This is a genomic window from Actinomadura verrucosospora, from assembly GCF_039540335.1.
Lineage (GTDB): Bacteria > Actinomycetota > Actinomycetes > Streptosporangiales > Streptosporangiaceae > Spirillospora > Spirillospora verrucosospora.
Map to the genome: position 1 here is coordinate 86,732 of NZ_BAABEV010000026.1, position 13,803 is coordinate 100,534.

General features: G+C 65.6%; 11 protein-coding genes. 9 read left to right on the plus strand and 2 right to left on the minus strand.

From position 1 onward, the window contains the following. The first annotated feature begins 5 nt into the window (after positions 1–5). Positions 6–1,427, plus strand: a complete 1,422-nt coding sequence (locus tag ABD944_RS25740) for an aldehyde dehydrogenase family protein (RefSeq protein ID WP_345180703.1) — start codon at positions 6–8, stop codon at positions 1,425–1,427. Here ABD944_RS25740 and ABD944_RS25745 read toward each other — a convergent pair. Beyond that, on the minus strand, positions 1,415–2,197 hold the full coding sequence (locus tag ABD944_RS25745; RefSeq protein WP_339153656.1) for an IclR family transcriptional regulator domain-containing protein: 783 nt from the start codon (positions 2,195–2,197) through the stop codon (positions 1,415–1,417). The genes ABD944_RS25740 and ABD944_RS25745 overlap by 13 nt on opposite strands. 124 nt (positions 2,198–2,321) lie before the next feature. Between ABD944_RS25745 and ABD944_RS25750 the strand changes: the two genes are divergently transcribed. From ABD944_RS25750 to ABD944_RS25765, 4 genes are all read left to right on the plus strand, one after another. Further along, positions 2,322–2,909: an NADPH-dependent FMN reductase gene (locus ABD944_RS25750; RefSeq protein ID WP_345180706.1), complete on the plus strand. Its 588-nt coding sequence runs from the start codon at positions 2,322–2,324 to the stop codon at positions 2,907–2,909. Positions 2,910–2,988: 79 nt separating this feature from the next. Beyond that, complete coding sequence (locus ABD944_RS25755; protein ID WP_345180708.1) at positions 2,989–3,504, plus strand: DUF4863 family protein; 516 nt, start codon at positions 2,989–2,991, stop codon at positions 3,502–3,504. Between the two features lie 31 nt (positions 3,505–3,535). After that, entirely contained in the window at positions 3,536–4,297 is a 762-nt protein-coding gene (locus ABD944_RS25760) for a nitroreductase (protein WP_345180710.1), read from the plus strand. Positions 4,298–4,312: 15 nt separating this feature from the next. Then, positions 4,313–5,008, plus strand: a complete 696-nt coding sequence (locus ABD944_RS25765; protein ID WP_345180713.1) for a haloacid dehalogenase type II — start codon at positions 4,313–4,315, stop codon at positions 5,006–5,008. A gap of 1,614 nt (positions 5,009–6,622) precedes the next feature. Here ABD944_RS25765 and ABD944_RS25770 read toward each other — a convergent pair. Further along, complete coding sequence (locus tag ABD944_RS25770; RefSeq protein WP_345180715.1) at positions 6,623–7,063, minus strand: site-specific integrase; 441 nt, start codon at positions 7,061–7,063, stop codon at positions 6,623–6,625. A 661-nt stretch (positions 7,064–7,724) separates the two neighbouring features. Here ABD944_RS25770 and ABD944_RS25775 point away from each other — a divergent pair. The 4 genes from ABD944_RS25775 (at position 7,725) to ABD944_RS25790 (ending at position 13,685) form a co-directional block, all read left to right on the plus strand. Then, a complete protein-coding gene (locus tag ABD944_RS25775) occupies positions 7,725–7,898 on the plus strand; it encodes a hypothetical protein (RefSeq protein WP_345180717.1) in 174 nt (57 codons plus the stop codon). 443 nt (positions 7,899–8,341) lie between these two features. Then, positions 8,342–9,535 (plus strand): ISAs1 family transposase, encoded by a 1,194-nt coding sequence (locus ABD944_RS25780; protein WP_345180719.1) that lies wholly within the window; start codon positions 8,342–8,344, stop codon positions 9,533–9,535. A gap of 413 nt (positions 9,536–9,948) precedes the next feature. After that, positions 9,949–10,182 (plus strand): hypothetical protein, encoded by a 234-nt coding sequence (locus tag ABD944_RS25785; protein WP_345180721.1) that lies wholly within the window; start codon positions 9,949–9,951, stop codon positions 10,180–10,182. A 224-nt stretch (positions 10,183–10,406) separates the two neighbouring features. Further along, positions 10,407–13,685, plus strand: coding sequence for a type 2 lanthipeptide synthetase LanM family protein (locus ABD944_RS25790; RefSeq protein WP_345180723.1), 3,279 nt, complete (start codon positions 10,407–10,409; stop codon positions 13,683–13,685). The last annotated feature ends 118 nt before the right edge of the window (positions 13,686–13,803 follow it).

Below are 13,803 nucleotides of genomic sequence, written 5' to 3' on the forward strand. Positions count from 1 at the left end.
CGACCATGCGTACACTGCGCAACCTGGTCGGTGGAGCCTGGAACCCGTCCGCCGACCCCTCACTTCTCGACCTGGTGGACCCCGCCACCGAAGAGACCGTCGCCTGCCTCCCTGGCGGCTCTCCGCACGACGTGGACCGCGCCGTCGCCGCGGCGGCCAAGGCGCAACCCGGGTGGCGGGCGCTGGGCGTCGCCGAACGGGTGCGGCGGATCGGCGCGTACGCCGACGACGTCGGCGCCCACGCGGACGAACTGGCGCGGCTCCAGTGCCAGGAGATGGGGCAGCCGGTCGTACTCGGCCGCTCCTTCGTCGAGGCTGGCGCGGCGGCACTGCGAAACGACGCCGAAGCCGCCCTGGACTACCCGTTTGCGACCTCAGTCGCCCATGACGGGGGCGCGACCGAGATCGTCCGGCATCCGCTGGGGGTGGCGGCGGTCATCACGCCCTGGAACTTCCCCGTCGCCACCCTGCTGTCGATCATCGGACCGCTGCTGGCCGCGGGCAACACCGTGGTCGTCAAACCCTCAGAGCGCTCGCCGCTGTCGGCGGCCCGCCTGTGCGAACTGCTCTCGCTCCCGGACGGAGTCGTGAACCTCGTTCTCGGAGACGCGCGGGCGGGTGCACCCCTGGCCGAGCATCCCGGGATAGGCCTCGTCCATTTCACCGGATCCGTCCCGGCGGGCCGGGCGGTCGGCGCCGGTGCCGGCCGCCGGCTGCACCGCGCGATCCTGGAACTCGGCGGCAAGGACCCCGTGATCATCGACTCGGACGCCGATCCGATCGGCGCGGCCGCGGCGGTCGCGCACGGCGCCTTCGTCAATTCGGGCCAGATCTGCACCTCGATGGAACGCGTCTACGTCCACCGCGCCATCGCCGACCGGTTCGTCGACGCGCTGGTGGACGCCGCGCGCGGGTACACCTACGGCGACGGGCGCGACGCGTCGACGGTCCTCGGGCCGCTGGTCGACCGGCGCCAGCGCGATCTGGTCCACGGGCACGTCCTCGACGCCGCCGCCAAGGGGGCGAGGATCCGCATCGGCGGGGAGGTGCCGGCCGGGCCGGGCTTCTTCTACCCGGCCACGGTCCTGACCGGTGTGGACGACTCGATGGCGGTCATGACCGAGGAGACGTTCGGCCCGGTCGCCCCGGTGCGGGTCGTCGACTCCTTCAAAGAGGGGGTGGAGCTCGCCTCGCGCTCACGCTTCGGCCTTGCCGCGACCGTGTACACCGGGAACCCCGACCACGTGACCGCGGCCCGCACGATCCCCGCCGGGTTGCTCTGGGTGAACGAATGGCAGGGCGGCGGCCCCGGGCGGCTCTTCGAGCCGGCGAGGGACAGCGGTATGGGCGCCTGGGGCGCGCAGGCCGCCTACGACGCCGCGACCCGACCGGCGGCGATCCACACCGCCCCGGTTCAGAGGAGCTGAGCGTGCAGTTCGTCAGCGGCGTCCCGCAGGAGCGACAGGACCTCGCCGCGCATGACCTCCGCGGAGAACCGCTCGATGTTGCAGCCGACGTGGATGGCCGCGATGACGCGGTCGTCCCAGCGGCGCAGTGGGACGGCGATGGAGTGCGCGCCCGCATCGACGTCGTTGGCCACGTAGCAGTAGCCGTCCTCGCGGATTCGGTCGAGCGTCTCCTCGTCCACCGAGCCACCCGCCGCCTCGATCGCCGCTCGTCCGCGCGCGCTTTCGTCCGGAGGCAGGAAGGCAAGAAGAACCTTGCCCAGCGAGGAGACTGCCGCAGGCGTCCGGTAGCCGATCCCGCTTCCCACCTGGATCAGGCGGTTGGGTACGGAACGGGCGACCATCACCGCGTCCGCCTCGTCGAGGACCGCGACCGAGCACGCCTCCTGCAGCCGAGCACAGATGCGGTCGCAGACGGGCTGCATGACGGCGCTGGTCATGTTGGACGTCAGGTAGCCGGACGCGAGCCGCAGGATTCGGGGTGTGAGCTCGTAGGCTCGGCCGTCGGCCGCCAGATAGCCCAGGTGCTCGAGGGTGAGAACGGCCCGCCGCACCGTCGCACGGGAGAGGCCCAGCTCGCGGGCCAGGTCGGCCTGGGTCAGCCGCCGATTCTCGGCGGAGAAGGCCGACAGCACCGCCAGCCCGCGCGCCAACGCCTCGGAGAAGTCCGCCGCATTGGGTGCGTTGGCGATCCGCCGCTGCCGTCGTGCCTCACTGTCGCGTTCCGCCAAGCGTCCCATCGTGCCATTCCGTCCCGTAGTCAGACCCCAACCGTAGCGCGCGAACACTTGTGCGGCAATCGGACACTATGAGCACCGTTTCGTCACCCACATCGACAGCGAAGGGCACACGAGCATGCCTGACCTGACCTTCGTCGCGATCTCCGGAAGCCTCCGGCGCCGATCGCACAACACCGGCCTGCTCCGGGCTCTCCGGGAACTGGCCCCGCCTGGTGTCACCCTCGACATCGTCGAGTCTCTGGGATCCCTACCCCACTTCGACCAGGACCTGGAGGACGGCCCTGCACCCGCACCCATCGCGGACCTGTGCCGGCGCGTGCGGCGAGCGGACGGGGTCGTCATCGCCACACCCGAATACAACTCCTCGATCCCAGGCGCCCTGATGAACGCCCTCGACTGGCTCTCCCGCCCAGCCCACGACCCGTCGCTGCGCGGCAAACCCGTCGCTGTGCTCGGGGCCTCCCCGTCACAGTTCGGCACCGCCCGCGCTCAGCTCGTCCTGCGCCAGATCCTCCACCGCATCCAGGCTCCCGTCGTCGCCCACCCTGAGGTGACGCTCTTCCGATCCCATGAGCGTTTCGACGTCGGGGGCGCCATGACCGGAGACGAGATCACCGAGGGCCTTCTGCGGGAGTTGCTCGCCGGCCTCATCGACCTGGCCGAGCGCACGTCCAAGGCGTCAAAGGGCGCCGCACCGGTCTGAGGGGCGGGAACCACTCGTACGAAAACCAGCCCGCCCAAGGGCCTGCTCCCTACCCGTCACCAAGTAAGAAGGACACGTCATGACATCGAGTCCCAGCACCCTGGTTGAGCGCAGCATCCCCTTTCTCTCCGAGGTCAGGAACCGCACTGCGGGCCCTGACCTGGAATCCTGGCTCAACACGACCTACGGCCCGGGTTCTCCCCTGTGGGACGACCTGGCCGGAATGGTGACCGACGGCGTAGCGGCCGGCTGGGCGGCGAACATCGAAGTTGACGGCCCCGACTACCGGCGCAGCCGGATCGCCGAGCCGAGTGAGGAACTCCACTACTTCAGCATCACCGCCGTCTACATGAACAGCGTCCCGCCCTATCGCGGCCAGTACCACCAGCACCCCTACGGAGAACTCAACCTCGTAGTACCCCTCGACGCCGGCGCCCGCCTGGCGGGTCCGCTCGGCTGGTCGGGCGCGGGGTGGACCGCACCGGCCCCGGGCAGTCACCACTATCCCGAGGTGAAGGGCGGCGCCCTGATCGCGCTCTTCTACCTGCCGGCAGGACGCATCTCCTACGACATCACCCCGCCCGCAGATGCATGAGAACGGTTCCGGACGGAACGACGATCCCGTGATGCCCAGACCGCTCGCCCCCACCCGACCGCGAGCCGCGGTAACCGTTGAAGAGGCGCTTCGCACGCGCCGGTCCGTGCGGGCCTTCCGCCAGGTTCCGGTGTCTCGGGAGGAGGTCGAACGGCTGCTCGCACTCGCATCGATGTCAGCGAGCAACTCCAACAGCCAGCCCTGGCGAGTCCACATTCTGATGGGGGCGGCCAAGCACAGGTTGACAAGCGCGCTGCTCGAAGCATTCGAAAATGGTCGGCGGCTTCCGGAAGCCGATCTGGAATACCCGTACCAGCCCGCCCCCGATGCCTGGCCGGAGCCCTTCCGCACGCGACGGCATAGCTTCGGAGAATGGCTGTACGGAGACCTTCTGGGGATCAGTCGGGCCGACAAGGTAATGCGAGGCGCCTACCACGCCCGCAACTACACCTTCTTCGGAGCTCCGGTGGGCTTGGTCGTCACGGTCAGCCGGCACCTACTCGCCGGTGCGCTCATTGACGCAGGACTGTTCCTGCAAGCCCTGATGCTTGCCGCTCGCGGGGCCGGGCTGGACACATGCCCTCAGGCATCGCTGCTCCATTTCCATCCCGTTCTACGCGACCGGCTGTCGATCCCCGATGACCAGACCATCGTGTGTGGCCTCGCGCTCGGATATGCCGATCCCGAGCACGTGCTATGCACCCAGCGCACGACCCGCGAGCCGGTGGAGAACTTTGCGGTCTTCCACAGCGAAGACAAGTGGTCGCCATTGGCCCGAGACACGGCACACTGACAGAAGGGAACCAAGTTGCCGAGCTCTGAAGCGCTCGTCTTCGACGTGTACGGAACCCTTGTCGATCCCATCGGGGTCGCGAGGGACTTGGAAGAACGGATGCCACCCGCCGACGCGGCCGAAGTCGCCAGGATCTGGCGCCAGAAGCAACTCGACATCAGTTTCCGTCTTACCGCCATGGGCCGGTACGAGGACTTCGGCTGGTGCACGCGCAAAGCGCTGGACCACGCCCTCGCCGTGCTGGACAAGAAGGTGGAGAACAATGACAAGGAATCGCTGATCGCGCGCTATAACGACCTTGAACCGTTTCCTGACGCCGCCCCGGCACTGCAAGCGCTGCTCGACCGGGGACGCGTCCTGGCCATCCTGTCGAACGGCGCGCCGGCGATGCTCGACGCGATCCTAGACGCCACCGGACTGCGACGGTACTTCGCCGAGGTCATCAGCGTTGACGAGGTCCGTGCGTTCAAACCGTCCCCGCGCCCGTACCATCATGCGGCCATACGTCTCAACCGGACACCATCGCGGGTGCGCCTGGTGTCGTGCAACTCCTTCGACATCATCGGCGCAGAGTCGGCCGGGCTCCGCGCGGCCTGGATTGACCGCTCAGGCGGTGCGTTCGAACCGGACGGCAGCCCACCGGACATCGTGATCCGGTCCCTCACCGACCTCCTCACTGCGCTCACCCCAGAGACCGGCCACGACGGCTGAGAAGCCCGCCGAACCCGTCTGCCACTCGGCGACCACGGGCGGGATGGGTGATTCATCGACGGACGATCGGGCGACAGACTCACGACCAGTCGCGACGGTCGGTCGCCCAAGAGGCCACGCCAGGCCGCTGACTTTGATGTTTGTGGGTGGTCTCGTCGTGGTTGGTGAGGAGTTATTGCATCCTCGGATCCCGGTCGGCGATCGCCTCCGCGCCGTCCATCAACGCGACCGCTTCCTGCTTCGGCAGCGGGGCATCATCCCCACCTTCGGTTTCCGACGGGCCCACGAGTTCGGCCGGGTCATATCCCGATGGTATGGCGAAACTAGACTAGTTCGACAGCGATCGATCTGGTCTTCCAGTGGCTTGAATGCGAACATGACTGTGAAGGCAACCTTGATCCCGCGCAGGCTGCGATGGATGATGGTCGATTCGACCGTGAAATGATTTGGCAAGGTGAAAGCTCTCGCGTCCATTGAAAATGTGGGCGGAAATGCCTTTTCGGGCGGGACTTTGGTGGCAAAGTACAACAAAAATATAGGGTGGGCCAATGTCTATCGAGAATGGATGGAAGGAATTCTGTGAGGCTGTTCTTCCAAGGACCGTTGAGGATCACATCGGTGTGGGGGTCAAGGGCTCATGGTCCGGGCTCTGGGGTTGCCCGATTGCCGGGCAGGGGGCTGTCGCCACCCCAGGTCCGGATCACGCGCGACCACGTCGCACGCAGCACTTTGGGCGATTCCCGTTCAATGGGAATCAGGACTCCTGCGCAGGCGGCGGAACGCGCAAGCTCGCTCTCAGGCGAGGCGAGGCGAGGCGAGGAGGGAGCGGCTTGAGCGGAGGCGTGCGCGTGAGACGGCCCCGGGCTTTGCGGATCCTTACCGCCTCGATTCTCCGACGGGCGCCTTGTGACGCCGACCACACAGAATGAGGTGGCCCGCCACCGTCCACCACGGGGCCTCGTGCCGTTCATCGAGATTTCACCTGCGAACCCATCAAGATCGGGTCCAGGTCACCACCGATTCGCCGCGTCGAACTTCAGTCTCTCCGCCCGCGCCATCCTGTGGACTTCGAGGGCGCTGCCCAGCAAGCTTCACAATCTGGCTGCTGTCCTCGGTGTTGCGCAATCGCCGGGGGTGATCGCGGGAGGGCATGATCGGCCGGTTTCGAGGTGTTCAGGCAGCAGGGGTCGGGCGACATCCAGGGACGATCGGCTTGCGGAAGAACCAGGGTTCCTCTTCTGCAATCAGGTAGCCCACGGGAGCCAGTTTCGGGAGCCACCGCAGTCAGGCTCCCATCGACTCAGCGCGACGTAGTCAGGGCGTTTGTGCAGGTGAGAGGCTCCCCGTTCGACTCGGATCGACCTAGATCGACTTTCCTGCTTTGCTTCACACCGAAGAGGCCACTGGTTCGAACCAGTATCGCCCACCCCCATGACACAGGCCCTCCCGCACACTCGCGGCAGGGCCTTCTTGCTGCACTGGGGCAAATCTGGGGCGTGACCTTGCCCCACCCCCAACTGTGTTCACTCACCCAAGGCCTCGCCGGTCACTCTCCATAACGCAAGACGCGGTGGCCCGCTCGGCGGACCACCGCGCCACGAGGTGCCTCTGGGCTCAGGCGCTTCTCAGAGAGACCACGCTTCCCTGCTTCTTCATCCTTGCAGCGGGAAGATCGGACAGGATGGGCAGCGACGAGCTTGGTGCCAGCTCCTTTCGGTCGTCGAGGGCGGTTTCCCAGCGCCGTTGGAGATTGGCCTTCAGGTCGTCGCGCATGGTGTCGGAGACGTGCGTGTAGACGCCTCGGATCCCCGGAACGATGTGGCCCAGCCGATCGGCCTGCAGGACTTCGGGAACGCCGTCCTCTGCCATCCAGGTCTTGTGGCCATGCCGCAGACCGTGCGGTGTGAGCCCTTTCAGAAGCGGCAGCCAGGACGCGACCGGAATCTCGGGTGGGATCGGCTTGATCCCGCGCCCTCGGGGTGGAAGGAACGGCTGGCCTGCTCGGGCCGTCGGCCACGGAGGCAGCGGTGTTTCCGGCCAGGAGGTGGCGTCCACCAGGACCGGTTGGCCGGGCCCTTGGCGCTGCCCTGGGAAGCGTCCCTGTGCTGCGGGTTGGAACACCCGCCGGGCGTAGTTGCTGCGCCGATGATGGCCCGCGTCGGAACCGAGGAAGAGGAACTCACCCGCGCCCCCGCAGTCCGGGCGTCGTCCTGCGCAGGCGCAGCGGCCGGCCCTTTGAGCCTGCCGTGAGACGAAGCCTGCGAGGAATGGCGGCAGATCGATGGCCCTGTAGGAGTCGTCTTTGGGCGGTGCCATCTCCAGCTTGCCCGAGTACTCCCGTTAGCTGCCAGTCGACCTGGATGTGGTCGAGTCGACAGTACGGGCGCTGCAGCCCCATCGCCTCACCCCACCGCATTCCGGTGTAAGCGGTCAGGACGATCAAGATGAAGTCGTCCTCCCGCCCCGAGAGCAGACCGCATCGCTCCGCGAGGAGCAGCACCTGGAGCGGCGACGCCCACTTCTTCTCCGGGCCCCGGGCCCCGGGCACCGTGTGCCCTCCGGGCGCGCTTACGTCCACGTCCCTTGCGCTTTTCAGCGACGTTGACCGGCAGCAGACCACGATCCTTGGCGTCACCCAGGATTCGAGGAGGCCATCACCGCCCACAACCACGCCGCCACCATCTACCACGACCTCGACGACCGGTACGGCGAAGGCGTGGCGTTGAACAGTTTGGGGGTCGCGCTGGGGGAGGTGCGGCGGTTTGAGGAGGCCATCACCGCCCACACCGACGCCGCCACCATCTTCGAGCAAATGCACGATGAGGACCGGCAGGACGAGGCGCTACGGAACCGGGAAGTTGCACGCGAGGCTCGGCAGTCAGCACAGTGACGGCCCGCAATGCCAACGACTGCGACGAACATGTCGCCACCCGCACCGGTCGAGGTCAGGTTCAGAGCTTTGGCAGCTCTGCGATGAAGCGGTTGACGTAGGGGGGGCCACGGTGCGGACCGTGTTCTCAGGGATGTCGCCGACGTGAGCTTCGACGGCAAGGTCGACACCGGGAGTGCGGGCGCCGCCGAACAGTTCGCGGAGTAGTTCGATGCCGTGGGTGGCGACGGCGCCTACGCGGGGTCTTGGACGAGGGTGGCGAATTTGGCGGCTGTCTGGGGGGCGGGGACCAGGGCTGATGCGTTCTCGGATGGCGAGATGATCGGTGGGTGACCTGCAGCGCTCGCGAGCGTGGCGTGGGGCGGGAAGGCCGTAACGAACGAGCGCGACTCCAGATGATCAAGGTTGCCTAGACCTGTTGATCACGACGGAGCCGCGCTCTCATGCCATCTTCTCTGCTCGACGCGCTCATGCGCCACTGCCAGGACGTGCCCAGGGCCGATACGCCGGAGGCGCTTGATCTGCCGGCTCTGGCGGTGGTGCTGGATCGGGTGCCTGACCAGCGCGATCGCCGGGGGCGCCGCTACCGGCTCGGCCCGGTGCTGGTGTTGTGCGTGGTCGCGGTGCTGGGTGGGGCGCGGTCGCTGGCGCAGATCTGCCGCCGCGCTCGTGCGGTGGATCCGCAGGTGTGGGCCACCGCGGGCTTCCTGCTCACCGGTGACGGTGAAGCCGTACTGCCGGTGGCCACCACACTGGGCCGGGTCCTGGCCGGGGTGAACGGCGACGCGCTCGATGACGCGCTGGGCAGCTACCTGGCCGCACTGACCGGCGGCGATGCAGCCGGTGCCGGCCAGTGCCGGGGCCCGGCTCCAGGGCTGGCGGTGGACGGCAAGACCGTGCGTGGGGCCCGCCGGACCGACGGCAGCCGTCCGCACCTGGTGGCCGCCGCCACGCACGACGGGATCGTGCTCGGCCAGCGGCAGGTCGCTGCCAAGAGCGGCGAGACCACCTGCTTCACCGACCTGCTGGAACCGCTGAACCTGCACGGCGCCGTCGTCACCGCCGACGCGCTGCACACCGTCCGCGAGCACGCCGACTGGCTGGTCACCACCAAGAACGCCGACTACATCATGATCGTCAAGGGGAACCAGAAGTACCTGCACCGCCAGCTCAAACGCCTGCCCTGGTCCCAGGTGCCGCTGGGCGATGCGACCCGCGACAACGCCCACGGCCGCGACGAGATCCGCCGCCTGAAGGTCTGCACCGTCGATGGGCTGCTGTTCCCGCACGCCGCCCAGGCGGTCCAGGTCAAGCGGCGCCGCACCGATCAGGTGACCGGCAAGACCACGATCACCACCGTGTACGCCGTCACCAGCCTGACCGCCGAACGCGCCCGGCCCGCCGCGCACATCCGCGGCCACTGGCGGCTGGAGGCCCTGCACCACGTCCGCGACGTCACTTTCGCCGAGGACGCCTCTCGCGTCCGCACCGGCACCGCACCCCGCGTGATGGCCAGCGTCCGCAACCTGGTCATCGCCCTCCAGCAAGCCATCGGATGGACCAACCACGCCGCAGCCTGCGACCACTACCGGGACCGCCCCGACCACGCCCTTCAGCTACTCGGTCTCGCGATATGAGAACGCATCGGCCCTTCACCCGACCCGGGGCGCTTCAAACTTTCTGCACCAGACCCATACCAATGACCCTGAAGACCCAGAATTGGTAAATACCGGTAAGTCCGTACCCCTCGATCAGCCGCTGACTAATAGTCGCGCTCTCGCACGACAGCGACGACGGGACGGAAATACTGCCAGGACGATGGTATGGCCATGGGCGCAACACGGGGAGATTAAAGTTCTGCAATATCAAACTTGAAAGAAGTGGAGATCCAATTCAACTTATCGGAAAACTAATACCTGAACGTCATCCCGACCTTTGTTCCCGGAACCGCTTCGGTGCTACGCTGGATTCGTTCGCATTAGCGGCTCGCCTGGGATTCCTGGACAGGATCGCGCAGCAGGTGTCGTGAACACTACAGAGGAGACCGATCATGCTCGATCAGCTCGAAATCGCACGAGCGCTCAAAGACAAGGACTACTTCCAGTCGCTCCAGCCCGCGGACCAGCAGGCCGTAGTGGTCACCGGAGGGATCGGGGCCGGCGACATCAGCGACGAGAGCCTCGAGTCCGTCAGCAGCGGACTGGAGGGCGGCACGCAGATGCTGTACACGGGTACCGACGCCACCGAGGAGAGGACCCACCTGATGGTCATCTGCACCTGCTGATCATCTACGGAGAAAGTGCCCCAGATGACCGCGGTCCATGGCGATCGTGGCCCATCCGGAGCACTTTCTCATAGACAGCCGCAGGTGGCGACAACGGCGCCACCTGCGCCCACGCATCGTCAGCCGGATCGGATGGAGGCCAGGACTGTCGGGGCACCCCGGCACTCTGACCGAACCGACCGACAGGACCACGTTGGCACACGGGTTCATACTTAGGGCGCCGCATGTCCATGGATTCCTTATCGCTCGATGCAGCGTGGTGGCGTGCTTTGACGCTGGGTGAGCGTTGGAACCGCCGTGACCCACGGTTGGCGGAATCCCCGACCCCCGAAGGACATGTGACGGCGCAACGCCGTTTAAGGCAATGGAAGTCCCAGTCTCCCTTCTGTTGCGAAGACTACTTCCTTAAGCGTCTTGCACTCGATGACCTGGATGAAGCCTCCTTCTCCGCACTGCTAGGTGAATCCATGGCTTCGCTCCAGCATCGCCTGCCAGAGGTGCCTTCCTGGCTCACCCACATCGAACGTGCCTTCCAGTCACCAGGAGACTTCTCCAAGGGTCCGCCAGTCGTCGGTTCCTTGATCGCTCGAGCGCACACCGTGTTGAACGCCAAGGCCGAAGAGCTCTCGCACGCGTGGCCGGGCGTGGAGATCCAGTGGGGATCCATCATCGAGCAGCTGGTTTCTGCGATGACCTCTCGGCTCGATGAACGGATCAGCCGGGCGGTGGTGCTCGATATGCGTGTCGCCACACTTCAAGGGACCCTGACGGGCAGAGATCCACATGAGCGTTTCCGGGGCTTCCTGGAGTGTCTACGCGACCCCGGCGAGGCACTGCTCTTCCTGCGGCAGTATCCGGTGCTCGCGAGGATGCTGATCGATTCCGTTGATGACTGGACAGAGGCCGCCACTGAACTGCTGGAACGACTGTGCACCGACTGGGAACGGATCCATGCAACATTCTGGCCGAACCGCGATCTCGGGCCACTGACCAGAATCGAAACGGGGCTGGGTGACCTGCACCGTAGAGGCCGGGAAGTATGTGTCTTGTACTTCGGTTCGGCCGGGCGGTTGCTCTACAAGCCGCGGTCGCTTCGGATCGACCGGCACTTCGCACTGTTGCTGAGCTGGCTCCATGAGAGAGGGGCGCCGGCGCTGCGAACTCCTAGGATATTGGACCGCGGTGTATACGGTTGGTCCGAGTTCGTTTCCCAAGCTCCTTGCCGCAACCGGGAAGAAGTCTGCCAGTTCTACATGCGTCAGGGGTCACTGCTGGCAGTCCTCTACCTGCTGAATGCCAATGACTTCCACCACGAGAATCTGATCGCTGCGGGCGGGCACCCGGTTCCGATCGATCTCGAAACCCTCTGCGGTCCGGATTTCGGGCAAGCCCAGGAGAGTTCTTACGACTCCTACTCGGAGTTCGAACTGAAGAACTCCGTGGTCAACACGATGCTTTTGCCATTTCTTCGGGAAGGCGAGGACGGCCATACGATCGACCGCAGCGGCCTCGGCGCGAGAGAAGGGCAGTTATCGATCGAGCTTCTTCCGCGGTGGGAACATCTCGGCACGGATCAAGTGGCGCTGTCCTTCCAGCGGCGCGAGGTGACGGCGAGACAGAACCTACCTCAACTCGATGGGGCTCCTCTGAACGCCTTCGAGTTCGTTGCGGACATTGAAGCCGGCTTCACGTCCATGTACCGCCTCATCGAGGCGAATCGCACGGAGCTCCTGTCCCCTGAGGGGCCGCTGTCCGCCATGCGCAACGATGAGGTGCGCGTCGTATTCCGGGCTACCCAGTTCTATAACAAGATTCTGCAGCAGAGTTACCATCCCGACTACCTGAGCGACGCCCTCGACCGTGACCGCCTGTTGGATCGCCTCTGGTTCGGAATCGATCGAACGGCGTTCCCTCACATCGCACACCGCCTGTTGCCTGGCGAACGCCAGGATCTTTGGCGCGGCGAGGTTCCGTACTTCACCACCCGCGTTGACTCACAGGATCTCCGGACGAGCGATGGCCGCTGCCTCAACCAGTTCTTCACCCGCTCGGGTTGGGACATGATCCGTGATCGGCTGGCGCACTTCGGCGAAGAGAACCTTCACCGACAGCTGTGGTACATCCAAGCCTCCATGAGCACGCTGGCGCTCAATAACGAGACCGTCTTCAGAAGCTACAGGGCTCCTGTCGGTATTCGACCGGTCGATCGCAAGCTGCTTCTGGACCAGGCATCTGCGGTAGCCGAACGCATCATCGAGCTTGCTCGATGGAGGCATGACTGCGCTTCATGGATCGGGCTCACGTTCGGGGAGAGTCGCGGCTGGCAATTGAATCCGCTGCAGACGGACCTGTACAGCGGATTGCCAGGAATTATCTTGTTTCTCTCATACGCGGAGGAGTTGACCGGCCGAGACGAGTACGGAGCCACCGCAAGGGGCGCACTGGCGACCCTCCGGAACCAGATGAAACATCGGCACGCCAGGTTGGAGTCCGTCGGTGGATTTGATGGCTGGGGCGGGCTCATCTACTTGTGGACACATCTTTCTCACCTTTGGGGGAGTGAGCATCTGTTAGCGGAGACTGGTGCCATGGTTTCCCGCGTGGAGGAACTCGCGAACCTCGACGATCACATGGATGTCGTCCAGGGGACGGCAGGAGCGATCGTTCCGCTTCTGACTCTGCACAAGATGACGGGCGCCGGGCGGCCGCTCGATGTCGCTCGAAAGCTCGGTGACCGCCTCGTCAGCCGGGCACAGCCGTGTGGCGGAGGCGTTGGCTGGCTTGGAAAATTGTTCCCTGTTCGACCGCTGACCGGATTTTCGCACGGCGCGTCTGGGTTCGCCTGGGCGTTGACGGAGCTCTTCGCGATCACGGGTGACGAGGCCTATGCTCAGACCGCGCTTCAAGCGGTGGCTTTCGAGCGTGGCCACTTTTCATCCTCCTCGGGGAACTGGGCAGATCTCAGGCGTTCCTCCCGAGCGGCGAATTCTCAGGGTATGACTGCTTGGTGCCACGGCGCGTGCGGGATTGGCATGAGCCGCCTGCGGATGCAGACCCATCTCGGAAACGAGGTCCTGAGGGAGGATCTAGAGATCGCCCTGCAAACGACGTGCAGAGAGGGGTTCGGGAAGAATCACTCCCTCTGCCATGGCGATCTGGGATCCCTCGATTTCATCCTGCAAGCCAGCCTGTGCTTCCCGGCGACGGTAGGGGAAACACAACTATCCGAACGCCTCTCGAAGTCTCTTGCCGCCATTGAAGAGCATGGCTGGCGTTGCGGCACGCCGCTGGACGTGGAGACCCCCGGCATGATGGATGGGCTTGCCGGGATTGGCTATGGACTCTTGCGCCTGGCCGAACCCGTTCGGATTCCGTCGGTCCTGATCCTGGGAGAACCGTGTCGGATGGCTCCACCCGTTGCAAACCAGACCGCCGCGGCTGACCCAGGCACCTGGAGCCCTAAGAAAGGACATGGCCATCATGGGGCAACGAAAAGTCGATGACTCGAGAGCCTGATCTACCCCGTCACACGACGGGAGTTCATAGACCAGTACTGGGGAAAGTCGACTCTGGTCCTGCGTCGGCACGATCATGACTACTTTCGCGATCTGTTCTCGCTCG